Source organism: Actinokineospora sp., from assembly GCF_052390155.1.
In the GTDB taxonomy this organism is placed as follows: Bacteria; Actinomycetota; Actinomycetes; order Mycobacteriales; family Pseudonocardiaceae; genus Actinokineospora.
Window position 1 is genome coordinate 25,684 of record NZ_JBQTHF010000042.1, and the last position, 26,844, is coordinate 52,527.

Sequence of the window (26,844 nt, forward strand, 5' to 3'; positions counted from 1 at the left end):
CGTGCATGAATTCCATGGCTGGTTCGGTTTGTCTGAAACCACCGAGGAGGCTGATATTGGCGGATTGCAGAACGTTGTGAATGAGATCCGTCAACTTCTCACGCCCCATGAATTGGCGCCCATGTCAATGTCGTGGTCATTGGAGCCATTAAATGGACAGTATTTTCTCATTGTGACCGGAAATCCCAATCGGCGTAGGACCGAGCTTGCGCTTCTCGATCGTGCCTTAGAGTTGATTCGCGATCGGCTGCCAGGATCTTGGGGGCTGCTCTATGAGCGGGATGATGAATTGCCCGTTCCGCCAGGACCCAATTCCTATCAGGTTAGAGTCTTGGCTCGCGGACAGTTCAGTGTTCACCTCGACCCATTCCTGTCCCCGTGTAATCCAACAATTGAGGATTGATTTCTCTGGATTCCACCTGTTGGATTGAGTAGAAGATACATTCGAAGCACTTCGGAACGTTCAACGTGGGAAGAAGGGGTGTTTTCACCTTGGCGGGCGGAATAGAGTTCGGCAAGGAATTCGATTGGATGACCTCTGGTCGGGTGTTCGGCAGACTGATTGATGCGATTAGGAGAGATGATCGGCTAACTGTAATGGTTGAGGAGAAACTACGTATGGCGGAGGCGAACGCCGTGCTGTACCTCACCAACATGGAGCCTGAAGTGGCAGTCGAGGTGTTGGACTTGGTTGAGGATGTCGCCAAGAATGAGACGAAGATCTACAGCAACAATGAGTCTGCGTGGGACCGACAGTACGGAAAGGAACTGGGGGAGCTGCTCCGCCTGATCGCAGAGCGGCGACCGGGTGACTGTCGATGAGCTGAACTACGAGAAAGGGTACCAGTGAGTGGCGGAATAGTATTTGGTCGAAGCCTGGACTGGATGGTGTCAGGCGTAATTTTTGGGCGGTTGATTGACGCGATTCGCGTCAGTGTCGGCGCCTCAATTGCGGTTGTGAATGAACTCAACGAGGCCGAAGCCAGCGGTGGAATGCTCCTTTTCGATTGCATGGAGCCTGATGTTGCGGATGAAGTTTTCGCAGTACTGGAAAGTGTCGTTCGATCGGAACTATCCAAGCAACTTGATGAAGCATCACTAGTACTCCAGTCGTAGATCGTGATGCTCATGGTTTTTGGCGGGATTGTCGCTGGTAGTGGGCTTGTTGGGCGCGGTGTTGGTGTCGTCGGCGCCAGCGTGAGCAGGCGAGGATGTGCCCGGTATCGGCGGCTGGTGTGGCGGCGAGTGTGTTGTAGAGGTGTCGGATTTCGTTGAGTGTCAAGGGGATCAGTCCTTCCGGGGTGGGTGTGGCCCGGGCTGCGACGGTGGTGATGGCGAGGAAGGCGTGGGCGAGCAGCACGAGGGTTGTCCAGCGGTACCAGGAGGTCCAGCAGCGGACCTGGTGTTCGTCGAGCCCGGTCTGGCCTTTGCCGGTTTGGAAGGATTCCTCGATGGTCCACCGGCGTCCGGCGACCCGCACGAGCGTGGCCAGCGGCACCGGGCCGGGCGCGTAGCAGCGGTAGTAGGCCAGTTCGCCGGTGCGGCGGTTGCGTCGGATCAGCAGCCATCGGTTCCCGGGGTGCTCGCTGTCGCTGGTGATGCCGATCCAGGCCCAGTCGTAGAACCGGTGCCCTTTGACGCCTTTCCCGGCGGAGAGACGCTGCCAGGCGCGTTTCGGTAACCGGGCGAGCAGTTCATCGGCCCGCTGGGTGCCCGTGGCGGTGCTGACATGGTGGGCGCAGGCCACCGCCAGCACGTACCCGACCTGCCGTTTCTCCAGGTCGCCGCGCAGGGTCGGGTTGCCGCCGTAGACCTCGTCGCCGGCGACCCACGCCGCGGGCACACCACCATCGAGGGCGCGCAGGATCATCCGTGAGGCCAGCGCGGGCTTGGTCGCGAACCGCGTGTCCTCGGGCACCCCAGCCCCCGCGCACCGGTCGGTGTCGTCGGTCCACGAGCGCGGCAGGTAGAACTCACGGTCGATCAGCGTGTGCCCGGCCTTGGTCGTATAGGTCAGAAACACCCCGACCCGGGCGTTCTCGATCCGCCCGGCGGTGCCGGTGTATTGCCGCTGCACCCCGACCGTGCACTCGCCCTTCTTCACGTCCCCGGTCTCGTCCACGACCAGCATCGCCTCGACGTCACCGAGTCGTTCCACAGCGACATCGCGCACGTCGTCCCGGACCTCGTCGGCATCCCACACCGCCCGCGACAGCAAGTGCTGCATCCCGTCCGGCGTCGCGTCCCCGGCATGCTCAGCGATCGTCCAGCAATTCTTACGCGGCAGATCCGACAACAACCCCAACACGAACGACCTGGCCCACCGACGCGGCTCCACCCGCCCGAACCGGCCCGCCACCCGGGCCATCAACTCCTCGAAGATCTCCTGCCAGCCAACAGGATCAACCCCGGCACGGTCTAAGCTCGTACCCGCGGCCACCACGCGATCTTGATAGGTCCACACAACCAATCATGATCAACTGGTGGCCGCACCCGTCTCCGACACCCCCACCAGCCAAGATCACGATCTACGACTGGAGTACTAGTGGATCGCAACTACAGGGAGAGTTTGACTTTACTGCTTAGTGCTATGGAGAAATTTGCCCGAGAATAGCATTTAATCCTATGTCGGCCGGTGAAATGGAGTTTGACAACGAGTGCGACTGGATGAACCGCACCGGGTGTCATGGCCCAGCACGAAGACGGCGGTTGCCGCGTACACCGGGGCGGTGGGCGGTGCCTGAGCGTCGCCCGCGTTCGTTGGCCGACTGCGACACGACTGCTTCGGCGACGGGGTTCGAATCCGATCGATCATGGCAACTTTGATCCCGCTGCTCGACTTGTGTGGGGGTGGGGGGTGTGGTGCACCATCTTGGTGGGCGTCCAACGCGAATGCCCCGGCACACGCTGCGGGTGAGCCGGGGCATTCGTCGTTCGCGGGTGTCAGTGCTCGCGGACGGTGGTGGTGAACGCCGCCCATGCCTGGGGGGCGAACGCCAGGATCGGGCTCGCGGGGGCGAGCTTGGTGTCCCGAACACCGACAACCGTGTGGATCGAGCCGACTTCAACGCAAGCGTTGGCGCCGTTGCTGTAGGTCGACTTGTGCCAGTTTTTCGCGGTCGCCAGAGCTGAGCCGACCTCGACGCAGCCGTTGGCGGCGTCGCTGTAGGTCGACTTGTGCCAGTTCGTCGCGGTGGCGAGGGCGGCAGCGGCGTCCTCGTACCTCATGTGATCACTACTCCTTCGCTATCCGATGGATGAACGCCGGAGAGTCTGCCGGTTTGACGGCCTGGACACGGAGTCGGGCAAGTGCGTTGCGGTACCGCACGATCTGCTCCTGGTCCTCGTAGTAGTAACCCTTGACTCGGGTGTCTATGTAGACCACGCCGGGATCGTTCTCCAACTCGGGCGGGAACGACAACAGGTCAAACGTTCCCTCGCCACCAGTGTGCGCCCCTGCGGAGAACGGCAACACCTGGATATCGATGTTGGGTCGCTCGGACAGTTCCACGAGGTGGTTGAGTTGCGCGCGCATGGTCTCCGCGCCGCCGACCTGCCAGCGCAGGGCAGGCTCAGCGACCACCCGCCACACCAGTGGCTGGATCCCTTCGTCCAGTACCTCGTGCTGCCGGGCCATTCGAAGCTCAACCTGTCGGTCGACCTCATCCATCGGTCGCTCTGGCTCGCCGCCGCGAATGATGGCCCGGGCGTAGTCCGGCGTCTGGAAGAGACCCGGGATCACGTGCGCGTCCCAGCTTTCGATCTGGATGGCGCTGGATTCCAGGCCCAGGAACAGGTTGAAGTACTCGGGCACGGACTCGCTGAAGCCGATCCACCAGTCCTTGCCCTTCTTCGCCCGGAGCCGCAGTTCGCGCCAGAACGGGACCCGGTCGGGTACGCCGTACAACTGCAGCAACCGCTCCAGCTCCAGCGGTCCGGGCAGCGAACGGCCCAGTTCCATGTGGCCGACGTTCTGCGTGCTGCCCTGGATCGCGGCGGCGGCGTCTTCGCGGCTGAGCCCGCAGGTCTCGCGGAGTTTGCGCAGCTCGAAGGCGATCCAGCGCTTGAGGACGGTAGGGCTGTTGGCGACCACGATGATCCTTTCCGTCGGCGGGTGGCACCCAGCATGCCGGATTCAGCTCAGACCGGCATTCACCCAATCGGAGGACTAACAATGGAGCACGCTCCATTGTAGCATCTGCAACGGGAGTGGTTCCAGATGGAGCTGCGGAGCCGGAACCGCTCCTCCAGGGGGTGCCACCTGCTTGGCCGCCCGCGCCACCGCGGGTGGCCGCCCCCTGGTCCAGTTCGACGGCACGCGAGGGAGTCACGGCATGCGGAGACCCGGGAGGTCGGCCCTGGCTACCGTCCTCGGCTGGCTCGGGGCCCGATCCGATCCCCACGCCGCCACGGTGCGCTGCCGAACCGACAGCGGACGGCGGGCCGTGCTGCGGGTGCACGCCTGCGCGGCCGGGATCGGCCTGAGCTGCACCCGGCCGGGTCCGTACGTCCTGCCACCGCTGGCGGTGGGCAGGCTGCGCGCGGCACTGCGGGACGCGGTCCAGGCCCACGCTCTCCTCGCCGCCGACGAACACGCGAAGAAGCTCGCCGACGGGGACCCCGCGGCGCTCATCGAGGTGATCGCCGAGGTGACGGCCGCGCTCACCGCCATGGCTGGGGAGGGAATCCCGGATGACGACGATGGCGATCACCGGTCGCGACCGCGTGCGGCGGCGTGAATCGGCTGTGCGCCCACCACACCGCGACCAGCCGATGAGCTGGGCGCGCAGCCCGCACTACGGGGGACGCGCGCACCTCGTTTCGCACGGCCGGTTCAGCGGACTGTGCGGAATGCCGATCGCCGACCCGCAACCGGTGCGGCCGGGCGACGCGCTGACGTGTCCCGAGTGCGCACTGCACTTCGTGGAGGCGATGTTCCCGGCGACGCAGTCATGGCCTTACGGAGCCCGGTGAGGAGCACGCCCGACCGCGCGCTGGTCGCCTACCCGCAACTCCGGCGGCTGATCCAGTTGCGGGACAACGGATGGATGTTCATCCCTGTTGCCATCGACGGGCGGCTGGACGAGCTGCGCGGTGTGCGCACGTGGCCCACCGGCTGGGCGGAAGCCATCCGGGTCAACAACATCACCGACGCTGCGGCGCTGCGGACCGACCCGGACGGGCGCATCGTCTGGGCACGCGACGGCGGTCTGGTCGACGTCGTGGACGCGCTGGCGGCGCTGCCCGCACCGGAGTTGCTCGGTCGGTCCGGCCTCGTCGTGCCGAACATGAACCTCGCGCCCCAAGGCTTCTGGCAGTGAAGCGGACATCAATGACGAATCAGGGTGGGTCGAGTCTGCTGCGGAGTAGCTGGGCGAGGTGGATCGGTTGCCTGTCACCGAGTTGGGCGATCTGGAGCCTGCACGAGTAGCCGTCCGCGAGGACCGGGGCGTCGGGGGAGGCCGCCGCCAGGTGGGGCAGGAAGGACTGCTCGGCGCAGGTCTTCGAGATGTCGTAGTGCCCCTTCTCGAAGCCGAAGTTGCCTGCCAGGCCACAACATCCCTCATCGACACTGTCCACAGTGACCCCGGCGTCGCGGAGCAGGGTGCGGTCGTGGTGGGTGCCGAGCACGGCCCGGTGGTGGCAGTGGAACTGGGTGACTGCGGCGACTGGTTCCGCCGACGTGAACGGAAGTTGTCGGTCGTGCAGGAGTTCGGCGAGGGTGCGGATACGCGCGGCGATGCGGCGGGCGCCGTCCTCGGGCAGGAGTTCGGGGAGATCGGCGCGCAGTGCGGCGGCGCAGCTCGGTTCGAGGGTGACGATGGGCCGGGTGTCGGCCGGGTCGTCGAGGGCGCGGATTGTGCGGCGCAGCACGCGTTTGGCGGTGTCGAGCTGACCGGTGGAAATCCAGGTGAGGCCGCAGCACAGCCCCGGAGCCGACGGCTGGACGCGGAAGCGGGCGGCCTCCAGCACGGCGACCGCGTCGATGGCGACCTCGGGGGAGAAGGACGCGGTGAAGGTGTCCACCCACAGCACCACCTCCTCGCCAGTCTCAAGTGGACGGTGGCGGCGCAGCCACGGGCGCAGCCTGCGCGGGGACAGCCGGGGCAGCGCCCGCCTGCGGTCGATGCCCCCCAACCGCTTCGCCAGGGGCTCGACGCCGGGGACGGCGAGTAGGGCGTTGGCCAGCCGCGGGGCGCGGCGGGCGGCGGCGAGCCAGCGCGGCAGCCAGCCCATGCTGTAGTGGCTCGCGGGCCGGAGCCTGCGCCGATAGCGCTGGTGCAGGAACTCGGCCTTGTAGGTCGCCATGTCGACGGTGACCGGGCACTCGGACCGGCATGCCTTGCACCCCAGGCACAAGTCGAGCGCGTCGGCCGCGTCGGTGGAGCGCCAGGCATCGTCGGCGAGGTGGCCGTCGAGCATCTCGAACAGGATGCGGGCCCGGCCGCGGGTGCTGTGCCGTTCGTCGCGGGTCGCGCGGTAGGACGGGCACATCCCGCCGCCTTCGGACTTGCGGCACGCGCCGACGCCCACGCAGCGCCGCAGGGCCTTGCCCAGGTCGCCGTCGTCGGTCTCGTAGGCGAACCCCAGGTCGATCGTGTGCGGCCTGCTGTGGGCGACCTTCAGGTCCGCGTCGAGCGGTCGGGGATCGACCAGGATGCCGGGGTTGAACAGCCCGGTCGGGTCGAAGGCGTGCTTGAACGCCGCGAACGCCGACAGCATCGGCACACTGTACATTGTGGACAACAGCTCGGAGCGGGCCCGGCCGTCGCCGTGTTCGCCGGACAGTGAACCCTCATGTGCCACCACGAGTTCGGCGGCGTCGGTCTGGAACGACCGGTACGCCGCGCGGCCCTCGGCGGTGAGCAGGTCGTGGTCGATGCGGACGTGCACGCAGCCCTCGCCGAAGTGGCCGTACACCACGCCCCGCCTGCCGTAGCGCTTGAGCAGGCCCCGGAAATCGCCGAGGTAGCCCGCGAGCCGGTCGGGCGGCACGGCCGCGTCCTCCCACCCTGGCCACGCCTCGCCGCCGTCGGCGCTGCGCGTGGCCAGCCCGGCGCCCTGCTCGCGAATCCGCCAGAACGCTGTCTGTAGTGGACGGTCGACGATCACCTGTGTGCCAACTGCATCGGCCGTCAGGCGGTGGGCCGCGGCCACGGCCTCGGCGGTGTCCGCGCCGCCGACCTCGACCAGCAGCCACGCGCGGCCCGGCGGCAGGTCCGGCCTGCTGGGGGGCGTCGGCCTGGAGTCGAAGGTGCGGACCAGTTCGTCGTCTATGCCCTCGACGGTGAGTGCGCCGGACTTCGCCAGGTGAGGCGCGGCCGTCGCGGCGGCGATGTCGTCGGCGAACCCCAGCACCGCCAGCACCCGCGCGGCGGGCGGGACGACCAGCCGGACCGTGGCTGCGGTGACGACAGCACAGGTTCCCTCGCTGCCGACCAGCGCCCGCGCGAGGTCGAACCCGTTCTCCGGCAACAGGTGCTGGAGCGCGTAGCCGGACATCTGCCGGGGAAACCGGCCCAGCTCGGTGCGGATCGGGGCCAGGTAGCCGTCGCGCAACTCGGTCAGTTTCTCAGTCAGTGGACCGGTGTTCGTCTCTCGGCCGAGGGTGGTCCGGGTGCCGTCGGCGAGGACCACGTCGAGGGAGTCGACGTTGTCGGCGGTGGTGCCCCACGCGACCGAGTGCGAGCCGCACGCGTTGGTGCCGATCATGCCGCCGACCGTGCACCGGTTGTGCGTGGAGGGATCGACGCCGAAGGTCAGCCCGTGCTCGCCCGCCCGCGCACGCAGATCGTCCAGCACGACACCGGGTTGCACGGTCGCCGTGGATCGCTCGCGATCGATCTCGACCACGGTGTTCAGGTGCCTGCTGAAGTCGACCACGACACCGGGACCGATCGCGTTGCCCGCGATGTTGGTGCCCGCGCCGCGCGAGGTGACGGGCACACCTGCCTCGGCGCACCGGGTGACGAGCCGGACCACGTCCTCGGTGTCGCGCGGGAACACCACAGCTTGTGGGACCACGCGGTGGTTGGATGCGTCGCAGGCGTAGGCGGCGCGCGTGCCGTCGTCGTCGTGGACCTCGCCGCGCAGCTCGGCGCGCAGCGCTCGGGCGAACGAGTCGGTGGACACGCTTTCTCCGCTCAGATCAGGAAAAGCTCGGCGGGCACGGTCGACGCGGCGGCGTCGAGCAGTCCTCTGTCGACACCCGCGCGGTCGAGGCTGTCCACAAGCCGTCCCAACGCCTCCGGCGGCGGCGGGGAGTTCGGCTGGCCCGCGTCCGAGGACAGCACGAGCCCGCCGCCCGCCGCCCGCGCGACCTCGGCCAGCAGCGCGGGCGGACAGTTCGGCTGGTGCAGCAACTGGTACGCGGTGATCTCCACGACTCCGCCCGCCTGGCTGAGCTCCCTGATGTCGTTGGGGGACAACCCCGGCACAGTGTAGGACGGATGGGTGAGCAGGACCCGCCGGATGCCGTAGTGCCGGGCGCGGTCCAGCAGCCACGCGCACTCCGGTCCACTGAGGTGCCCGGTGGCCAGCACCGCGTCGTGATCGGCGATCAGCGCCAGCACCAGTTCGGCGGCGGCCGCGGCGGTGGGGTCCACGGGCGGCACCGCGAAGACACCGCGGTCGAGCCGCGGGTCCTGGTCGCACAGCCGGGGCAGGCCGGCGCGCTGCTGGGTGTGCGCGTCCGCCGTGGGCATCCAGACCACCCGCCCACCCGCGGTCAGGGTGGCCGCGACCGCGGCCGGGTTCACCCCGCCCGCGGCCTGGTTGAGCGTGATGCCGCCGACGACCCGCAGTCCTGACGACCGCGACAGCGCGTGCGCCCGACCGACCGTCGACTCGTAGTGTCCTTTAAGGACGAACCCCGTGCACCCGAAATCGACGTAGTGGGCGGCGATGTCGCTGTCGTCGCCGATCCGGTCGAGCACATCGGGGGCGGCGTGCACGTGGCAGTCGAACATCTCACCCGACCGCCGTGATCCGCGCGCCCGCGCCGCGCCGGGCGGTCTCGGTCGCGATCAGGTCGAACCCGGAATCGCGCAGCAGCGGCCATTCGCGGCGCAGCTCGCGCAGCGCGGCCAGGTCGACCTCGACCACGGCGCGGCCCGCGGCGGCACTGAGTTTCGCCAACCGCCTGCCGTCGGGCACCACTACCCTGGACCCGCCCCAGAAAGTGCCGCCCAGCTCCGTGCCGCACCGGTTGACGAAGACCACACAGGACTGCAGCGCGACCGCGGCGTGCGTGATCAGCACTTCCCACATGCGCTGCACCGGAACCGCGGCCGAGCTGCGCAGGCTGTTCGCGATCACCACCAGGATCTCCGCGCCGGAATGCGCGGCCAGCCACGGCAGGGCGGGCTGCCACAGGTCGTTGCAGACCAGGACGGCGATCGTGGCGCCGCGAATCCGGTGGCACTCCAGCCGGTCGCCGGGGTGGAACTGGTCGCTCTCTCGCCAGCCCCGGTACTGCACCAGATACAGCTTGCGCTGCACGGCCACCTCGTCGCGGTCGATGATTGCCGCGCTGTTGTAGGGTCGGTCCACGCCCTCCTCGGCGAACCCGACGACCACGGCGGGCCCGTGCCCGCCGAGGCTGGTCAGCCGCGGGTCGTTGGCGGGCAAGGCAAGCGGGTCCGTCAGCTCACCGATGTGGTAGCCGTGCGTGGCCAGCTCGGCGGTGACCGCGAGGTCCACATGGGACACCTGGCGGAGCTGGCTGTGCAGCTCCGCCAGGTTGTGCTCGACGGCCCCGAGGATCGGCGAGGTCTGGATCAGCGCGATCCGAAATCTGTCGGGGTCCTCGCTCAACTGATGAAACCCTTTTCCCGCAGCCACTTGTCGGCAACCTGCTCGGCGGTGAGGCCCTCGACGTCCACACCGGCGCTCAGCTTGCGCAGGGTCGTGTCGTCGAGTGCCTGGGAGATCGGCGCGATGATGTCGGCGAGCTTGGGGTTGGCCTCGGCGACCTGCTTGCGCACGGTCAGCGACGGGTTGTACGGGGTGAAGAACTGCTTGTCGTCGGTCAACACGGTGAGCCCGAGCGACTCGATCCGGCCGTCGGTGGCGAATATCTCGCCGAAGTTGCACGGGTTGGACTTGTCGATGGAGTTCGGCACGGCGCCCAGCGCGAGTTCGGCCTTGGCGGACCGGTCCAGCGTGAAGCCGTACGCCTTCTCCACGCCCGGCCAGCCATCCTCGCGGCCGAAGAACTCGGCGGCACCACAGAAGGTGGCCTTGTCGGGGCTTGTCTGGACGAGCTTGGCGTAGTCGCTGATCGTGCGGATGCCGAGCTCGTCGCCCTTCTCCTTGGTGGTGGCGATCGCGTAGGTGTTGTTGGCGGGGGCCGGATCGAGCCAGCGGACACCGTTCTTCTCAAGGTCCTGCTTGGCCACGGCGTCGTACTGCTTGCGGGCGTCGGGAATGGGCGTCGTCTGCTTGAGGTGGGTCACCCACCCGGTTCCCGTGTACTCCCAGTACATGTCGATGTCGCCGCTCTGCTGCGCGGCCCGGACGCTACTGGTGCCGGAGATGCCGCAGGAGCGCTTGACGGTGGCGCCCACCGACTCCAGCGCCTTGGCGGTGAGTTCGCACAGCACGAGCTGCTCGGTGAACTCCTTTCCACCGACCGAGAGCGACACGCCGTCGAGGGTGCCCTTGTCGGCGAGTGAGCCGCGCTTGGCCTCGGTGCCGGGTGCCTCGCCGAGCGAGCACGCGCTCAGCGTGAGCCCGGCGATCGCTGCCAGTGCGGGAAGGATGGTGCGGTGACGCATCGGAGATCCTCGTTTCGGTCTGGGTCAGATGCCGCGCGGACGCAGGAATCGCTCGGCGATCCCGGCGAGCCAGTCCACGAGCAGGGCGAGGGACACGGTGAGCACGCTGCCGGTCATGATCACCGGCGTGCGGTTGAAGACGATGCCGCTTTCGATCAGGGAGCCGAGGCCGCCCGCGTTGGTGTAGGTGGCCAGCGTCGCGACGCCGACGTTGAGGATCAGCGCCACCCGGATGCCCGCCAGCATGACCGGCACGGCGAGCGGCAACTCGATCTTCGTCAGGATCTGCCGGGAACTCATGCCCATGCCGCGGCCCGCGTCGATCAGCGCCGCGTCCACCTGCTGGAGCCCGACCATCGTGTTGCGCAGCACGGGAAGCAGCGCGTAGAGCACCAGCGCGATGGTCGCCATCCACAGGCCGACGCCGAACAGGATCGCGAGCAGCACCAGGATGCCGATCGACGGGATGGCCTGTCCGGCATTGGCCACGGCCAGCACGGGACCCCGCAGCAGCCGCATCCACGGCCTGCTCAGCAGCACTCCCAACGGAACCGCGATGACAATGACGGCCACTGTGGACATCGCGACGAGCCGGACGTGTTCCAGCGCCCGCGCCAGGATCTCGTCGGTGGCCAGCAGCCGGGCCTCGATCGAGTCCAGCTCGGCGAACTGGAGGTAGCCGAGCATGGCGACGGCCAGCGTCACGGCGATGACGGGCAGCGGCCAGGACGCCGTGCGCGCGGCCCCGGTGTCCTGGACCGCCAGATCGGTGGAACTCATGCCATCCCCTCGCAGGCTCGGTGAAGCCGCTCGCGTGACAGTGACTCGCTCGCAAGCGCGCTCATGGCCGGACCTTTCCGGCCGAGCCCGCCGACAGCAGGTCCCGCAGGGTGAACGTTCGATCGTCCGCTGTGGACTCGCCGGACACGACCGCGGAGTCCACGCCGTCCTGGAGCATGCGCTCCAGCACCGAGTAGAGCGTTTCGTCGGCCGACACCCGCAATCCGTTGCCCGCGGCCGGTTCGGCGTCCGCGCTGTCGAGGTCGCCGACCCGCAGCAGGGCTAGCCTGCGGATCGCCGCGCCCGAGCCGACGAACGACCGGACGTAGTCGTCGGCCGGGTTGGTCAGGATCTCCAGCGGGCTGGCGAACTGCGCCAGGCGTGAGCCCTCGCTGAACACCGCGACCCGGTCGCCGAGCTTGAGCGCCTCGTCGATGTCGTGCGTGACGAACACGATGGTCTTGCGGATCCGCCGCTGAAGATCGAGGAACTCCTCCTGCAGCCTGCCGCGGGTGATCGGGTCGATCGCGCCGAACGGCTCGTCCATCAGCATCACCGGCGGGTCGGCCGCCAGCGCGCGGGCCACCCCGATCCGCTGCTGCTGTCCGCCGGAGAGCTGCTTTGGATACCTGGTGCGGAACTGGGCGGGTTCGAGGCCGACGAGGTCGAGCAGTTCGTCCACTCTGGACTCGGTGCGGGCCTTGTCCCAGCCCAGCAGACGCGGCACCAGGCCGATGTTGGCGGCGACGGTCATGTGCGGGATGAGGCCGACCTGCTGGATGACGTAACCGATGTGTCGACGCAGGTCGTCCACATCGACCTTGGTCACGTCCTTTCCGTCGATCCAGATGCGCCCGCCGGAGGGTTCCACCATCCGGTTGATCATCCGCAGCGTGGTCGTCTTGCCGCAGCCCGACGGACCGACGAAGACGACGAACTCGCCCGCGCGGATGTCCATCGACAGGGGCGCGACAGCGTCGCCGGACTGGCCGGAATAGCGCTTGTGCACGGTGTCCAGCCGAATCATGACGTCGGCGGGCGGGGGTGTTGTGGTTTCAGACATGGAGACCTCGCGGCGTGGTCAGGCGGCCGATCAGGATGAAGGCGGCGTCGAGTACGAGCGCGACGACAACGACGCCGAGGACGCCGCTGAGGGCCTCGTTCAGCGCGTTGGCGCCGCCGATGCGGGCCAGGCCGCGGAAGATCAGCTCACCGAGACCGGGGCCGCGGACCGCGGCGCCGATGGCCGCGATGGCCACGACCATGATCGTGGCGACCCGGATTCCATTGAGGATCACCGGCCAGGCCAGCGGCAGCCGGACGAGTCTCAGCCGTTGGGCGGACCGCATGCCCATGCCGCTGGCCGCGTCCAGCACGGCAGGGTCCACGGATTCCAGGCCGGTCACGGTGTTGCGCAGGATCGGGAAGATCGCGTACACCGTCAACGCCACGACCGCGGGCGCCAGACCGAGCCCCAGGATCGGGATCAGGATGCCGAACAGGGCGAACGACGGGATGGTGAGCAGCGTCCCGGTCACCGACAGCAGCGCGGATCGCAGCCGGGGCATGCGTTCGCTGCCCAGCGCGAGGCCCACGCCGATCACGGTGGCCGCCGCCACGCTCAGCAGGACGAGCTGGATGTGTTGCAGGGTGAGGAAAAGGATTCGGTCGGCGTTGCGGATGACATAGTCGTCGAAGGACATCCGGCTCACTCCACCTTCGTCGGGCCGAACGCCTGGCCCAGGAACTCGTCGATGAGGTCGACAACCGACTTGAACGTCGTGTGGTCGTCGAACATCCACTCGGTGTGTCCGTGCTCGGGCAGCAGTTCCAGTCGCTTGGGCTCGCCCGCCCGCTCGAACAGGTCCGCGGCCTCCTCGGGCTTGTGCAGCTCGTTGCGCTCGCCGTGCACGATCAGCAGCGGGCGCGGCGCGATCCGGTGCACCACCTCGAAGGGCCGGAACCGCAGCAGGTAGTCCGCCGACTCCAGCGTCACGCCGGAGCCGAACCCGGGCGCCCGGTACAGCTCCTCGCCGACGTAGCCGTCGGTCCGGTCGTCCAGGTCGAGCCGGACGATGTCCCACGGCGAGGTGATCTCGGAGCGGCCCGCGGTGGCGCGCACCGCGCGGTCGGCGTCGATGCGCCGCAGCAATGTGGACCACGACGTCTCGTCGTGCATGTTGCGGGTCGAGCGGTATCCGTCGGCGACGGCGTTGCACGAGACCACCGCGCCGACCCGCGGGTCGTCGGCGGCCTCGGCCACCACGACGCCGCCGCCGAGACCCCAGCCGAGCAGGGCGATCCGGTCCGCGTCGAGCAGTTCGTGCGCGCTGACCCGGTCGACCGCGGCGCGCACGTCCTCCACCCAGTCCTGCGGCACGAGTCTGCCGCGTTCCCCTTCGCTGAGGCCGAAGCCGCGGTAGTCGAAGGCCAGCACCGCGTAGCCGCGCGGCGCCAGTGCCCTGGCGAACCGCTCGGGGTGGATGACCTTGAGCCCCTGGTAGCCGCTCGCGGGCACGACCACCGGGTACGGCGCGCCGGAACCGTTGTCGTCGGGCAGATGCAGGTCCGCGTCGATACGCAATCTGTTGCTGTAGAAGGAAAGCGGAACGGAAGGCATGGCTGGGTTATCTCCTGGGCTGGGTTTCTGGGACCTGGCCGGTCACAGACCTGGTTCGGATGAGATGGCTCGGGACAGGTGCGTCGCCGCGGCCGCGACGTGCTGGCCCGCCTGCCACAGGCGACCGCGCAGCCGATACGCGGGCGCGGACACGTTCAGCGTCGCGATGATCCGCCCGGTGAAGTCGCGGACCGGGGCCGCGGCCGCCACCAGGTCGGGGTCGAACTCGCCGTCCGCGGTGGCGAACCCACTCTGTCTGGCCTCGCGCAGTCGACGCAGGAACTCGTCGACGGACTTCGGTGCCTGCGGGCCGGGTCCGGGCGTGGCCAGCCCGTCGAGCAGGGCCCGCACGGCCTCGTCGGAGTGGTCGAACAGCAGCGCCCGGCCCGAGGACGTGCAGTGCACCGGCGCCGTCCGGCCGACCCACCCCACCGCCTCGATGGACCGCTGGGAACTCTCGGACAGGATCGTCAGCACGTCGCGCCCGCGCAGCACACTGAGGTGCACCCGCTCCGCCAACTGGTTCGACAACTGCCGCATCACCGGGGGCGCGAGCAGCAGCAACCGCTGGTCACCGGCCCGTGCGGCCAGGGTGAAGAACCGCCAACCCAACCGGTGTCTACCGTCGCTGTCGCGTTCCACCACCCCGAGGTCGACCAGCGGCCGAAGCTGCCGGGACACACTGGACTTGTCCTTGCCCAGGGCGCGGGCGACCTCGGCGCCGGTCATCCCGTCCGGCGCCGCGCTCAGCGCCTCCAGGGTCCCCAGGAGCCGCGCCGCGGTCGACCGCTCCTGCTCGGACATGCCGGGCAGCTTGGCCCTGTGTGGTGAAGCACGCAACAGCTCGTTGCGTTTAACGCAACCCGGCGCGGCTCATGCCGAGCGGCGTCGTGCGGGTTGCCGGGACGCCCGTGGACAGTCTCTTCGGGACGGTGCATGGGCGGAGGGTCAGCGGGGCTGTGTCACCGCAACGGGTTCAGGAACGCGGCGGCCCGCTCGGCACCCGCGCGGCGCGAGGCGTCGTCGGTGCCGACGCGGAGGGTGGCGTAGAGGCCCGCCGCGAGTTGGTCGACGACTTCCGCTGGAAGATCGCTTTCCAACGTCAGCGAGGCGGCGGCGGACCCCTGCGGAACCCGGTCCTCGATGCGCTTCATCAGGCCCACCAGCACGACCGATTCGCGGATCTCGGTCTCGTTGACGCCGCCTTCGGCGATCGTGCTCTCGTCGTTGTCCGCCAGCTTTACCGGCAACGCTTTGTCGGGATGCTCGAAGAACGCCTTCTGAATACGCTTCGCCGCCGCGATGTAGTCTTTATAAGTGTCGACGTCGAGTGGTCGCGGTACCGGTAGTTCGTTCCAGAGTTCCGATCCGGTGTAGCCGTTGACTTCGAGCCGAACACTCGCCTTCACCTGGCCGAGCTCGACTGATGCCGCGATCGCGGGCAGCGTCAGCGAGGTCACGTTGCTGACGTCGCTGATCTCCACCAGCAGCCGGTATCCGTATCCCCAGGTCTCCGAACGCCGGGTTCGCGGGATCTTTCGCACAGCGCTCCGAGCCACGTCGATGACCAGCAGTCGGTAGTCGGCGGACGCCTTGACGGAGCCGAGCGTGAAGCCCGCCTCGACCGCCGCCTGCTGCTCCAACTGATAGATGCTCGACGTCCATTGCGCGTACTGAAGATTCGGTGCTGATTGGGGTGAACTCTCGTCGCCAACGGCGATCGCGCGCATAGCCATGTCTGGTCCGTTCGCCTGGTTTCCTCCGTCGGCCTGCTCTTTGATACTCGTTGTTGTCGGCGTGCCCGTTACCGTGGGAGTACCCGCCCGCCGTCCCGGCCTGCGCGACGAGGGAGGTTTCTGGAGTGGAAAATGGGGTGTCGTAGGCATTCCCGGTGGCGCTGGGGCCTGGATACCGTGTTTCGCGACGACAGGTGTCCAGGGCCGGGAAAACGGGAGAATTCGATGGCAGACAGCTTGACAGGAACGGTCGCGCTGGTGACCGGGGCGTCCAGTGGCATCGGGGCGGCCACCGCGGTGGAACTGGCCGGGCGGGGGGCGGCGGTGGCCTTGCTCGCCCGCCGCCAGGATCGGTTGGCGGCGGTGGCGGAGCGGATTCGGGCGGGCGGCGGTACGGCGGAGATTGTCGAGCTCGACGTCACCGATGCCGACGTTGTCGCAGCGGCGGTGGAAACCGTGGTGCGGCGGTTGGGGCGGCTGGACACGGTGGTCAACAATGCGGGCGTGATGCTGCTCGGCGGGTTCGAGAGCGCGCCGCCGCAGGAGTGGGAGCGAATGGTGTCGGTCAATCTGACCGGGCTGCTGCACGTCACCCGGGCGGCATTGCCCTATCTGAACAAGGCGGCCGAACAACCGCCGCGGCAGGTGGCCGACATCGTGAACATCAGCTCGATGGCGGGCCGGAAGGCATTTCCCAGCGGCGGGGTCTACAACGCGACGAAATTCGCGGTAGGCGCGTTCAGCGAATCGCTTCGGCAGGAAGTCACCAGCAGGCACATTCGGGTTTCCGTGGTGGAGCCGGGCGTGGTGGCCACGGAACTGGCCAGCCATAACCGGCCCGAGGTGCAGGCGGCGCTGAGCGGGCAGTTCGCCGATCTGGAGACCCTGCGGCCCGAGGACGTCGCCGATCTGATCGGGTACGTCGTCACCTGTCCGCGGCACGTGGCGATCAACGAGGTCCTGCTGCGGCCGACCGCTCAGGTCTTCTGACCGGTCACCAACTTGCGGGCGTCCGCGACGGACGGGCAGCCCGCCAGGCCGAGGGCCTCGGCGAACTCGGCGGCCAGCAGGTCGAGCACCTGGCGCACGCCCGCGGCGCCCGCCACGGCCAGGCCCCACAGCACCGGGCGGCCGACGAGGACCCCGGACGCGCCGAGCGCAAGCGCTTTCAGCACGTCGGTTCCACTGCGGATCCCGCTGTCCAGCAACACCTCGCAGCGCTCGCCAACCGCGTCCCGGATCAGCGGCAGTGCCTGGCAGGCGGGCGCGGCGCCGTCGAGCTGGCGGCCGCCGTGGTTGGAGACGACCACCGCGTCCACCCCGCACTCGACCAGGCGCACCGCGTCGTCCGGGTGCAGGACGCCCTTGACGATCAGCGGCAGCCGAGTACGTTCGCGCAGGTCATCGACGTCCGACCAGCTCAGCGACGGGTCGAGCGCGGCCCTGGTGTGCGCCGCGACGGCCGACCCGCCGGAGGCCGCGTCGTGGGCCGCGGACGGGGCGCCGCCGTCGAGGTTGGCCGCCGTGACGTGGCCCGGCAGCGCGAACTGGTTGCGCAGGTCCCGCAGCCTGCGGCCCATCCACGGGACGTCGGCGGTGAGCATCACCGCGCCGCAGCCCGCGTCCTCGGCGCGCCGGACCAGGTCGAGGGTGCGGGCCCGGTCGCGCAGCCAGTAGAGCTGGAACCAGGTCGAGCCGCCCATCTCGGCTATTCGCTCCACGGAATGCCCGCTGAGGGTCGCGGCCGTGAACGGAATTCCCGCTTCCTTGGCCGCGCTTGCCGACGCCAATTCGCCATCGGGATGCACGAGGGTCTGATAGGCCATCGGCGCGATGGCGACCGGCATCGACGCCCCGGCGCCGAAGAATTCGGATCTTGGGTCGCACCGTGACACGTCGCGGAGCACCCGGGGTAGCACGTACACCTGGGACAACCCGGTGATATTCGCGGCCAGCGTACTTTCCGTGCCGCTGCCGCCCGCGATGAAATCCCACACGTCCTTGGCGAGTACCGAGCGGCACCTGCGCGCCAGTTCCGGGATATCCAGCGGAGTTTCGGTGTTGGTCATGATCTCGCTCCAGATCGGCCCGAAGACGTGGACCGTCAAGTCGTAACACAACACCGGGCCGGGCAATACGCTTGCCCTGTCTTGCCGGCGAGACAGCGTCCCCCGCACCTTGCTTGCCGCCCGGCGGACATCGTAGCGTTGAATCCCGGAGCTGATTCTGAAGAATGTGGCAACAGTAGGGATGCCCGATGACTGTCGAAGCAGCAAAGGCCACCCGGGCGGTACTGTCCGGGAATTGGGTCGACGACATTCTCCTCGGCGGTGCCGACGCCGAGGTCTGCCTGTGGCTCGACGAACCGATCGATCGGGCCCAACTCCGGCACGCGGTCCGCGTCCGCCAGATCGAGTTGGCGGCCGAGGGCGTGCGGCGCGGCGGGACCGTCGCGCTGTGGCTGCCGCCGTCGCTGGAGTTCGTCGTGACGCTGCTGGCGGTCTGGCGCTCCGGCGGCCGGGCGATCCTGTTCGACTACCGGCTCACCCAACACGAGGTCGACCTCGCCTGCCAGCGCCTGCGGCCCCAGTTCGTGGTCAGGGCGCGCGGCACCAGGGGCGGTGCCCTGCGCGGCTACCTGGACGTGGTGGACACCATTGTCGAAGCCCGATCCGGTCTGCCCGCCACGACCGAGCACGTGCTGATCCAGCTCAGCTCCGGGTCCACCGGCCCGTCGAAGGTCATCGGCCGCACCGCCGAGAACCTGATCGCCGAACTCGGCCGGTACAGCCGGATGGCAGGCGTGGCGGGCGAAGGCGAGCGGATCGTGCTGCTCTCCTCGATGGTCCACGTGCTCGGCCTGGTCGGCGGCGTTATGTTCGGACTGCACGCGGGCGCGCAAGTCGTTGTGCCGCAACGGATGACCGGGGAGGGCATCTTGCGCACGGTCGCCGCGGGTGACGCGCCCACCACCGTGATCGGCGTGCCGTTCCACATCGAACTGCTCACCGCGGTGGCCGATCCGGCCCCGCTGTCGCAGTTGATTCGGATGACGACCGGCGGCGAACTGGTCCGGCCGCGGGTGGCGGAGGCGTTCCTCGACCGGTACTCCGCCTTCCTGGGCACGATGTACGGGATGACTGAGACCGGCGTGATCGCCGAAGATCTGTCCGGCGGACACCGGCCCGCGCTCGCGCCCGCCCCTGGCATGGAACTGCGGGTCGCGGGCGGCGAACTGCTGGTGCGCACGGCGCGGACGCCGTACCTCGGCGCGGTCGACCCCACCCGCTGGGTCGACGGCTGGCTGCACACCAAGGACGCGGGAACCATCGACGCCGCAACGGGTCTGGTGACCGTGCTCGGCAGGCTCGACGCCCAGGTGTCGATCGGCGGGCTGAAGGTCGACCTGATGGAGATCGAACAGGTCGTGTCCGGCTTGCCGGGGGTGACCGAGGCCGTGCTGGTGTACGACCGCGGCATCGCGGCCTACGTGGTCGTGGACGACTCGGTGACGGTGGCCGACCTGCAGGAGGGTCTCGCCGCGCAGGTGGCGCCGTACAAGCGGCCGCAGCGGTACACGGTGCTCGACAAGCTGCCACGCACGGTGACCGGCAAGATCGTCCGCGACCTCGCCGCGCTGGCCGCCGCCCGCCGACCGGAATGCGACGCGGCGTAGCGCTCGTCATACCGGCCGGGTGAGGACGTCATGATCGCGTCCGGGCGCATTTCACACCGATAAACCAATTTTCTACTCTCTCGTTGCGCATTGCTTGCCCCCCTCCTTCGGCACGCCGTAGCTTCGGATCGCAAGAATCCTGGTCCGAAGTTCGAGCGATCCTGCCTGGTGGGGAAACGTCATGAATCTGACCAAGACCGCGACCGAATTAGCCGGCCTGCCGGTGGTGCTACCGAATTCACCGGCGGCGGGCGAATCAGCCGTACCGAGTCGAATCAATCTCGACGGTTGCGCGGTGACCAGACGCAATTCGCTGATCCTGCCGACCGAGCTTCCGGTAGACCGGTGGCGGGACATCGGCGAACAGATCCTGCGCATCTCGAACTCGTCCGGTTGGTGGTTCGGCGATTGGTTGCTCTACGGCGAGCGGACCTATCCCGACCGCTACCGCAAGGCGATCGAGGGCACGATGCTGGACTACCAGACCCTGCGCAACTACGCGTGGATCGCGCGCCGGTTCCGGCCATCTCGCCGGCGAGACAGGCTCAGCGTGCAGCACCACATCGAGGTGGCCGCCCTCTCCGACGAGGAGCAGGACGCCTGGCTGGACCGCGCGGAGCGCTTCTCCTGGTCCAGGAACAAGCTCCGGGCGATGGTCAAGACCGACCGCGAGGTCGAGGCGCGGGCGACCGCACCCGCGAACGCGCCCGAACAAGCACACGTCGCGTTCCGGCTGAACATCTCGCCGGAACGCAAACAAGCCTGGGTGGACGCCGCGGAACGGGCGAACCTGGTGCTGGTCGAATGGATGGAAATCGAGCTGGATCGCGCCGCGAACCCCGGAGAATGTGCGGGCTAGTTCGGTTGCGGCCGCTCGGGTCGACCCGCACAATTGGTTGTAGACCGCTTTTGGTCCTGGTCGGAAATCACCTCTGCGAGCGCGGCAGGCGCTTGTCCGCACGAAGGGAAACGGGATATGAGCGAGCAGGTGCAAGAGCTGGTGCTGGATGTGCTGAAAGAAATGAACTACGACGTCGAGGACGTCGACGGCGACATGCAGCTCGGGCCGTCCGGGATGGACCTGGAATCGCTGACCGTCGCGGAGTTGGCCGTTCGGATCGAGGACGCCATCGGCGTGAAGTTCTACGACGACGACATGGAGCGCGTGGTCACCATGACGCTCGACGAGTTCGTCGCCGAGATCGACTCCCGGGTGGCGCTCACCGAGGCGTCGGGGTCCGGCACGTGAGCGTGATCGTCCCGCCCGGCCGAGACGACGTGGTGGACATGCTCTCGACCTACGGGTCCCGGCAGGCGGCGGACGTCGAGGAGCACATCGGCTCGCTGGAGCGGGCGTGGCTCATCCACCAGGTCGAGCAGCGCTACACCGTGGAGTTGGACTTCAGCGACGAGCAGGTGGACCGGATCACCACGGTGTCCGCCGCGGTGTCCGTCCTCGCCGAACTGCTGGCGGGCGGCGATGGCTGAGTCAGCCGGAACCGCCTCGCCGGTGGTCATCAGCGGCCTCGCCGTCCTGTCCGCGTGCGGACGAGGGACCGAGCCGCTGGCGGCCGCCGTGTTCGAGGGGGTTCCGGCGTTCGGATCGGTGACCCGGTTCGACGTCAGCCGCCGACGGGCCACCGTGGCCGCGGAGAATCCGCTGGTCACGAGCCTGGTCGAGGAACTGGCCCTGGTGATCGCGGACGCGGGCGAGCGGGCCGGGCTGACCCCGGCCGAGCGCGCGGACTGTCCGCTGCTGTTGGCCGCGCACGCCGAGCCGAGCGGGGTCCGGTCGGCGGCGTACCAGGGTGCGGGCGCGCTCGCCGCGGCGGTGGCGGCGGGCGCGGGCCTGCGCCGGGCACCGCGCGCGTATACCGCCGGGTGCGTCGCGGCGAGTTCGGCGGTCGCCGACGCCGCGACGATGGTCGGGTCCGGTCGGGCCGAGCGGGTGGTCGTCGCGGCGGGCTACCTGGTGGACGCCGACTACTTCGCCCTGTTCGACGCGGGCGGCGCGCTCGCCGACGACGGCAGGGTCCGCCCGTTCAGCGCGGGTCGCCGGGGGCTGCTGCTCGGCGACGCGGTGGTCGCCGTGGTGGTCGAATCGGCTGCGGCGCAACGGAATCGGGGCGCGCGAGCGGTGGCCGAACTGGTCGGCTGGGGCCGGGCGGGCGACGCCCACCACGTGTGCAGGCCGCGACCGGACGGCGTCGGGCTGGCCAGGGCCATCCGCGCGGCCCTCGACCGCGCCGGGCTGACGCCCGCGGATATCGGCTATATCAACGCGAACGGCGCGGGGTCGGTCATGGCCGACGCGGCCGAGTCGGCGGCGCTGCGCCGCGCGTTCGGCGACCGGGCCACCGAGGTGCCGGTCAGCTCCACGAAGTCGGTGCACGGGCACGCGTTGGAGGCCTCGGCGTTGCTCGAACTGGTGGCCACCGTGCTCGCCGTGCGCGAGCGGCGGCTGCCCGTCAACGCCGGATTTCTCGGGCCGGACGAGGACTGCCCGCTCAACCTGGTGCGCGAACCGAACCGGGAAACCCCGACGCGGTACGCGCTCAGCCTGAACTCGGCGTTCGGCGGCGCCAACACCGCGCTGTTGGTCGGTGCGGCATGATCGGCGACCTGACCGACCGCGCGGGTACCGCCGGGCTGACGCTGCTCGCCGCGGCGAGGTGGCCGGAAACCGAGGCACCGACACCGATTCCGGGGTTCGTGGTGTCCACGTTCAGCCCGCTGGTCGCCGCGGTCGCCGACCGGTGCCTGCGCACGTACTTCGGGGACCCCCCGGCCGACCCGGCCCATGGTGGTCGAACCGCGGTCGTGGTGTCCAGTGTGGACGGTGATGTGGCCACGGCAGCCGCCGTCGCCAAGGCCGTCGACAACGGCTCACGGGTGTCCGCACTGCTGTTCTACCAATCGGTGCCCAACTCGGTCGCCGGTCACATCGCGGCGAAGTGGGGGCTGGCAGGCCCGCTGGTGTGCACCAGCCCGACCGCGGACGCCCTGGACGACATGTTCGACCTCGCCGCGCTGCTCTTCGACGACGGCGACGCCGCGCACGCCCTGCTCGTCCTCGCCGGGTCCGGGACTGGGTCCGGGTCCGGGCCTGGGGACGACGAGACGGTCGCGGTCCTGGTCACCCGGTTCGACAGCGAGTACCTCAAGGGAGACGACAATGAGTGGCAGGAATCTTCGCGCACGACTCGCTGACGACCCGGCGCTGGGCACCGGGAACGTGCTCAGCACGCTGGTCGGCTACGGCAGCGGCCGCGACACCCCGACGCTGACCTTCGACTCCGATGTGGACGGTCACCGGGCCGGGGAATCGCTCAGCCTGGCCGAACTGGAGCGCTGCGTCGCGGCCCGGGCGGGCTGGCTGCGGGCACACGGGATCGGCCCGCGCGACGTGGTCGCGGTGTACTCGTCGGTCGCGGCCGACATGGTGCTCGGCTTCCTCGCGCTGACCCGGATCGGCGCCATCGCCGCGCTGGTCAACGGAAACCTCGACGGCGCCACGGCCGCGACGTACATCAGCAGGCTGCGGGCGACCGGCGTGCTGACCGACGAGGCGCACCGACCGCTTCTCGTCGCGCACGACCCGGGCACCGATCTGCTCGGCGACACCGCGGAACTGGGCGGCGGCGACCCGGCGCTGGGCACCACGCCGTACCGTCACCACCGCGACGACCCGGTCTCCCTGACGCACTCCTCCGGCACCACCGGCATTCCCAAGGCCGTGCTGCACACGCACGCGACCCTGTTCGCGGCCAACCGCAACCGGTTGCGCCTCCCGCGCGCCCAGGGGGTCGACCGGATGCTGAGCGCGCTGCCCGCCGCACACGCCGCCACCCTGATCGCGGTCAACCTGGCCCTGTGCAACCAGGCCGAGTTCTTCCCACTGAGCAAGCAGAGTGGCGCGGCGGTGCTGGACGCGATCGAGCACTGGCGCCCGTCCGGCGTCTTCGGGTTCGCGGCGACGTGGGCGGACATGGCGAACATCGATCTGTCCACTCGCGACCTGGACTCGGTCGGCCTGTGGTGGAACACCGGCGACTGCGCGCACGAGGCGCACATCCGCAAGCTCATCGGGGTCGGCAACCACGCCGTCGCCACCGCGCAAGGCGTGGTGCGCAAGCCGGGGTCCCGGCTCATCGACGGACTGGGCACCTCGGAGCTCGGGCAGTCGCCGTTCTTCATCACCCACGGACCCGGCACCACCCGGTACGGCCGCTGCATCGGAAAGCCGCACGTGCACGCGAAAGTAGCCGTGCTCGGCCCGGACGGCGATGAGCTGCCGCCCGGAGAGGTCGGACTCCTCGGCGTGCAGGCCGAGTCGATCACGCCCGGGTACTGGAACGACTCGGTGAGCACCTACCGGTCCAAGCTCGCGGGCTACTTCCTGCCCGGCGACCTGGTTTTCCGCGACGAGGAAGGGTTCTACTACCACCTCGACCGCGCCACCGACGCCGTCGACCTCGGCGACGGCAAGCGGCTCTACACCGCGATGTCCGAGGAACGCGTGTTGACGGCCATCGCCGACATCGCCGACTGCACGGTGATCGCGTTCCAGACCGACGGCAAGGCGGTCGTGGACGTGCTGCTGCGGCTCGCCCCGGACGCCGACCCCGAGCTGGATCGCACCCAGGCGGTGCTTTCCGCCCTCGGCGAGGCCGCCGCGGCCGCCGTGCGGCGGGTCACCGTGGTGCCCGCGGGCGACATCCCGACCGGTCCGACCGGCAAGGTCCGCAAGGTCGCGCTGCGCGAGCGGCACGCCGAGCTGACGGCTGCGGGGACACCGTGAGCGGGGCCAGTCGACCCCATGCCGTGGTCACCGGCATCGGTCTGACCACACCGCTGGGCGACGGGGTCTCCGAGTTCTTCGACGCGCTGTGCACCGGCCGTTCCGGGCTGCGGCGGCCACCGAGGAACCATCCCGTCGCGTCCACTGTGGAGGTTGCCGGGATCGCGCGGCCCATCGAGGCGGCCGAGTTCGTCTCGCCGCGCGACGGGTTGCACGTCGACCGGTACGTGCTGCTGGCGATGTCCGCGGCGAGCGACGCGCTGATCGACGCCAAGCTGGTCGTCGGCCAGGACGTCGACGCGCGGCGCGTCGCGGTCGTCGTCTCGACCGGCGGCGCGGGCCTGGAAACCTATGAGCGCCAAGCCCTCGCGCGGCACGACCGGGGGCGGGCCGCGATCAGCCCGTACTACCTGCCCGGCATGCTGCCCAACATGGCGGCGGCGCGGATCGCCATCGCGCACGGCATCCGCGGGGTCAGCTCGTCGATCGCGACGGCGTGCGCGGCGGGCGCGCAGGCGGTGGCCGAGGCGCTGCGGATCATCCGGGCCGGTGAGGCCGATGTGGTGGTGTGCGGCGGATCGGACGCGCCGCTGCACCCGACTGTCGCGTTGGGATTCGCCAACGCCAGGGCACTGGCCACCGGTTGGGACGACGACCCGGCCGCGGCCAGCAGACCGTTCGACCGGCGCCGCAACGGTTTCGTGCTCGCCGAGGGCGCGGGAATCCTGGTGGTGGAACGGCGCGAGCACGCCAACGCGCGCGGTGTCATCGGCTACGCCGACCTCATCGGCTGGGGCGGGTCCACCGACGCGCACCACCCGACGACGCCGCGCCCGGACGGCGAGGGGGCGGCGGAGTGCATGCGCCGCGCGCTGATGGACGCGGGCATCGCGCCGCGGCACGTCGACTACATCAACGCGCACGGCACAAGCACCAAACTGGGCGATGTCGCGGAGACCAGGGCGATCCACACCGTGTTCGGCGCCCACGCGCCCGCGGTGAGTTCGACCAAGTCGGTCACCGGGCACATGCTCGGCGGCGCGGGCGCGATCGAGGCCGCGGCGACCGCGATCGCCATCGCGGCGGGCGAACTGCCGCCGACGCACAACCTCACGGATCCAGACCCGGCCTGCGATCTGAACCACATCCGGGACAAGGCGCGCCGCGCCGACGTCTCGATCGCCATGTCCAACTCGTTCGGCTTCGGCGGACACAACATCAGCCTGCTGTTCGGCCGGTCCCAGACCAGGACCGAGCGGGAACGCACGACGGCCGAAGCACAGACCCAGGTGGTCGACACCCGATTCTCGCGCAACGGACACAGCAAGTTCAGAGGAGCACTGTGATGAAGATAGGCACTGTCGACCATGTCGAGTTCTACGTGGGTGACGCGCAGCAGGCCGCGTTCTATCTGTGCACCGCCTTCGGGTTCCGCGTTTTCGGTCAGGGCGGACCGGAAACGGGCTTGGTCGGCCAGCGTTCGGTGCTGTTGAGCCAGGGCGGCATCCGCATCCTGCTCACCTCGGGCCTCGCGCCCGGCCACCCGGCCACCGAGTTCGTCAGCAGGCACGGCGACGGGGTGGCCGCGATCGCCTTCGGCACCGACGATGTGGCCACGGCGTACGCCGAAGCGGTCGAGCGCGGCGCCGCGGGCATCGCGCCGCCGGTGGTGCACGAGCACGAGGGCGAGCGGGTCGTTCTGGCGACGGTGTCCGGGTTCGGCGACGTGCACCACCGGCTGGTCGAGCGGCACACGCGGCCGGAGAACTTCCTGCCCGGCCTGATCGACGTCATCGGGCCCGACCCGGACGCGGGCGACGACCTGCTGCGCGAGATCGACCACTTCGCCGTGTGTCTGCCCGCGGGCACGCTCGGCCCGACAACCCGGTTCTACCAGGATGTCTTCGAGTTCGAGCAGGTGTTCGCCGAGCGCATCGAGGTCGGCGACCAGGCGATGGACTCCGCCGTGGTGCGCAGCCCTTCCGGCAAGGCGACGTTCACGCTGATCGAGCCGGACGCCGCGCTGCGTCCCGGCCAGATCGACGACTTCCTGCGCCGCAACGGCGGCGCGGGCGTGCAGCACATCGCGTTCGAGACCGACGACATCGCCTCGGCGGTCGCCACCCTGGGGCGCTGGGGGGTCGACTTCCTCACCACACCGGCGAGTTACTACGACGGACTGGAGCAGCGGCTCGGTCGCCCGGACATCGCGCTGTCGATCCTGCGCGAGCACAACGTCCTCGCCGACCGGGACCACGCCGGTCAGATGTTCCAGATCTTCACCAAGCCCATGCACGTGCGGCACACGCTGTTCTTCGAGCTGATCGAGCGGCACGGCGCGCTGACCTTCGGCAGCGGCAACGTCCGCGCGCTCTACGAGGCCGTCGAACGCGACCAGGACAACGCCCGGCAAGCGGCCTGATCACCGACCCGATGAACCGAGAGGCACCCAC

28 protein-coding genes are annotated in these 26,844 nt (G+C 69.2%); 14 read left to right on the plus strand and 14 right to left on the minus strand.

The features are described 5' to 3' along the window. Position 1 precedes the first annotated feature (1 nt). Positions 2–403, plus strand: a complete 402-nt coding sequence (locus ACT4N7_RS15770; RefSeq protein WP_444829476.1) for an Imm7 family immunity protein — start codon at positions 2–4, stop codon at positions 401–403. A 128-nt stretch (positions 404–531) separates the two neighbouring features. After that, positions 532–822, plus strand: a complete 291-nt coding sequence (locus tag ACT4N7_RS15775; protein WP_444829477.1) for a hypothetical protein — start codon at positions 532–534, stop codon at positions 820–822. Positions 823–1,126: 304 nt separating this feature from the next. On the opposite strand, the gene ACT4N7_RS15780 is transcribed toward ACT4N7_RS15775, so the two are convergent. The 3 genes from ACT4N7_RS15780 to ACT4N7_RS15790 all read right to left on the minus strand — a co-directional run bounded on the left by ACT4N7_RS15780 (position 1,127) and on the right by ACT4N7_RS15790 (position 4,093). Beyond that, entirely contained in the window at positions 1,127–2,368 is a 1,242-nt protein-coding gene (locus ACT4N7_RS15780; RefSeq protein ID WP_444829516.1) for an IS701 family transposase, read from the minus strand. A 575-nt stretch (positions 2,369–2,943) separates the two neighbouring features. Continuing rightward, positions 2,944–3,228 (minus strand): DUF397 domain-containing protein, encoded by a 285-nt coding sequence (locus ACT4N7_RS15785; RefSeq protein WP_444829478.1) that lies wholly within the window; start codon positions 3,226–3,228, stop codon positions 2,944–2,946. 7 nt (positions 3,229–3,235) lie between these two features. Further along, positions 3,236–4,093, minus strand: a complete 858-nt coding sequence (locus ACT4N7_RS15790; RefSeq protein WP_444829479.1) for a helix-turn-helix domain-containing protein — start codon at positions 4,091–4,093, stop codon at positions 3,236–3,238. 241 nt (positions 4,094–4,334) lie between these two features. Here ACT4N7_RS15790 and ACT4N7_RS15795 point away from each other — a divergent pair, with 241 nt between their 5' ends. Further along, positions 4,335–4,739 (plus strand): hypothetical protein, encoded by a 405-nt coding sequence (locus ACT4N7_RS15795; RefSeq protein WP_444829480.1) that lies wholly within the window; start codon positions 4,335–4,337, stop codon positions 4,737–4,739. Between the two features lie 231 nt (positions 4,740–4,970). Then, positions 4,971–5,321 (plus strand): hypothetical protein, encoded by a 351-nt coding sequence (locus ACT4N7_RS15800; RefSeq protein ID WP_444829481.1) that lies wholly within the window; start codon positions 4,971–4,973, stop codon positions 5,319–5,321. Positions 5,322–5,340: 19 nt separating this feature from the next. Here the strand turns inward: ACT4N7_RS15800 and ACT4N7_RS15805 are convergent, their stop codons facing one another. The 10 genes from ACT4N7_RS15805 to ACT4N7_RS15850 all read right to left on the minus strand — a co-directional run bounded on the left by ACT4N7_RS15805 (position 5,341) and on the right by ACT4N7_RS15850 (position 15,914). Continuing rightward, complete coding sequence (locus ACT4N7_RS15805) at positions 5,341–8,133, minus strand: FAD-binding and (Fe-S)-binding domain-containing protein (RefSeq protein ID WP_444829482.1); 2,793 nt, start codon at positions 8,131–8,133, stop codon at positions 5,341–5,343. A gap of 11 nt (positions 8,134–8,144) precedes the next feature. Continuing rightward, a complete protein-coding gene (locus tag ACT4N7_RS15810) occupies positions 8,145–8,969 on the minus strand; it encodes a DUF6282 family protein (protein ID WP_444829483.1) in 825 nt (274 codons plus the stop codon). Position 8,970: 1 nt separating this feature from the next. Next, positions 8,971–9,816, minus strand: coding sequence for a carbon-nitrogen hydrolase family protein (locus ACT4N7_RS15815; RefSeq protein WP_444829484.1), 846 nt, complete (start codon positions 9,814–9,816; stop codon positions 8,971–8,973). Then, the gene (locus tag ACT4N7_RS15820) at positions 9,813–10,778 is read right to left on the minus strand and encodes a glycine betaine ABC transporter substrate-binding protein (RefSeq protein ID WP_444829485.1); all 966 of its coding nucleotides are present in this window, start codon (positions 10,776–10,778) and stop codon (positions 9,813–9,815) included. The genes ACT4N7_RS15815 and ACT4N7_RS15820 overlap by 4 nt, the downstream gene beginning before the upstream one ends. A 24-nt stretch (positions 10,779–10,802) precedes the next feature. Continuing rightward, entirely contained in the window at positions 10,803–11,558 is a 756-nt protein-coding gene (locus ACT4N7_RS15825) for an ABC transporter permease (RefSeq protein WP_444829486.1), read from the minus strand. Positions 11,559–11,619: 61 nt separating this feature from the next. Beyond that, a complete protein-coding gene (locus ACT4N7_RS15830) occupies positions 11,620–12,621 on the minus strand; it encodes an ABC transporter ATP-binding protein (protein ID WP_444829487.1) in 1,002 nt (333 codons plus the stop codon). Next, entirely contained in the window at positions 12,614–13,261 is a 648-nt protein-coding gene (locus ACT4N7_RS15835; RefSeq protein WP_444829488.1) for an ABC transporter permease, read from the minus strand. The genes ACT4N7_RS15830 and ACT4N7_RS15835 overlap by 8 nt, the downstream gene beginning before the upstream one ends. Before the next feature lie 5 nt (positions 13,262–13,266). Then, positions 13,267–14,178 carry an alpha/beta hydrolase gene (locus tag ACT4N7_RS15840; RefSeq protein ID WP_444829489.1) on the minus strand — a complete coding sequence of 304 codons (912 nt, stop codon included), beginning with the start codon at positions 14,176–14,178 and terminating at the stop codon, positions 13,267–13,269. A gap of 42 nt (positions 14,179–14,220) precedes the next feature. Further along, positions 14,221–14,982 carry an IclR family transcriptional regulator gene (locus tag ACT4N7_RS15845; RefSeq protein ID WP_444829490.1) on the minus strand — a complete coding sequence of 254 codons (762 nt, stop codon included), beginning with the start codon at positions 14,980–14,982 and terminating at the stop codon, positions 14,221–14,223. A gap of 158 nt (positions 14,983–15,140) precedes the next feature. Further along, positions 15,141–15,914 (minus strand): hypothetical protein, encoded by a 774-nt coding sequence (locus ACT4N7_RS15850; protein ID WP_444829491.1) that lies wholly within the window; start codon positions 15,912–15,914, stop codon positions 15,141–15,143. A 258-nt stretch (positions 15,915–16,172) separates the two neighbouring features. Between ACT4N7_RS15850 and ACT4N7_RS15855 the strand changes: the two genes are divergently transcribed. Continuing rightward, entirely contained in the window at positions 16,173–16,904 is a 732-nt protein-coding gene (locus tag ACT4N7_RS15855; RefSeq protein WP_444829492.1) for an SDR family NAD(P)-dependent oxidoreductase, read from the plus strand. Here ACT4N7_RS15855 and ACT4N7_RS15860 read toward each other — a convergent pair. Then, entirely contained in the window at positions 16,892–17,983 is a 1,092-nt protein-coding gene (locus ACT4N7_RS15860) for an alpha-hydroxy acid oxidase (protein WP_444829493.1), read from the minus strand. The two genes, ACT4N7_RS15855 and ACT4N7_RS15860, sit on opposite strands and share 13 nt — an antisense overlap. 188 nt (positions 17,984–18,171) lie before the next feature. Here ACT4N7_RS15860 and ACT4N7_RS15865 point away from each other — a divergent pair, with 188 nt between their 5' ends. From ACT4N7_RS15865 to hppD, 9 genes are all read left to right on the plus strand, one after another. After that, entirely contained in the window at positions 18,172–19,590 is a 1,419-nt protein-coding gene (locus ACT4N7_RS15865; RefSeq protein ID WP_444829494.1) for a class I adenylate-forming enzyme family protein, read from the plus strand. Positions 19,591–19,771: 181 nt separating this feature from the next. Next, positions 19,772–20,449, plus strand: a complete 678-nt coding sequence (locus ACT4N7_RS15870) for an LmbU family transcriptional regulator (RefSeq protein ID WP_444829495.1) — start codon at positions 19,772–19,774, stop codon at positions 20,447–20,449. Between the two features lie 117 nt (positions 20,450–20,566). Further along, positions 20,567–20,839, plus strand: a complete 273-nt coding sequence (locus tag ACT4N7_RS15875; protein ID WP_444829496.1) for a phosphopantetheine-binding protein — start codon at positions 20,567–20,569, stop codon at positions 20,837–20,839. Then, positions 20,836–21,078 carry a hypothetical protein gene (locus ACT4N7_RS15880; RefSeq protein ID WP_444829497.1) on the plus strand — a complete coding sequence of 81 codons (243 nt, stop codon included), beginning with the start codon at positions 20,836–20,838 and terminating at the stop codon, positions 21,076–21,078. Before ACT4N7_RS15875 ends, ACT4N7_RS15880 begins: the two co-directional genes overlap by 4 nt. After that, a complete protein-coding gene (locus ACT4N7_RS15885; RefSeq protein ID WP_444829498.1) occupies positions 21,071–22,204 on the plus strand; it encodes a beta-ketoacyl synthase N-terminal-like domain-containing protein in 1,134 nt (377 codons plus the stop codon). Before ACT4N7_RS15880 ends, ACT4N7_RS15885 begins: the two co-directional genes overlap by 8 nt. After that, entirely contained in the window at positions 22,201–22,800 is a 600-nt protein-coding gene (locus ACT4N7_RS15890) for a hypothetical protein (protein WP_444829499.1), read from the plus strand. The genes ACT4N7_RS15885 and ACT4N7_RS15890 overlap by 4 nt, the downstream gene beginning before the upstream one ends. After that, on the plus strand, positions 22,766–24,391 hold the full coding sequence (locus ACT4N7_RS15895; protein WP_444829500.1) for a class I adenylate-forming enzyme family protein: 1,626 nt from the start codon (positions 22,766–22,768) through the stop codon (positions 24,389–24,391). Before ACT4N7_RS15890 ends, ACT4N7_RS15895 begins: the two co-directional genes overlap by 35 nt. After that, a complete protein-coding gene (locus ACT4N7_RS15900; protein ID WP_444829501.1) occupies positions 24,388–25,737 on the plus strand; it encodes a beta-ketoacyl-[acyl-carrier-protein] synthase family protein in 1,350 nt (449 codons plus the stop codon). The genes ACT4N7_RS15895 and ACT4N7_RS15900 overlap by 4 nt, the downstream gene beginning before the upstream one ends. After that, positions 25,737–26,813, plus strand: a complete 1,077-nt coding sequence (gene hppD / locus ACT4N7_RS15905) for a 4-hydroxyphenylpyruvate dioxygenase (protein ID WP_444829502.1) — start codon at positions 25,737–25,739, stop codon at positions 26,811–26,813. Before ACT4N7_RS15900 ends, hppD begins: the two co-directional genes overlap by 1 nt. The last annotated feature ends 31 nt before the right edge of the window (positions 26,814–26,844 follow it).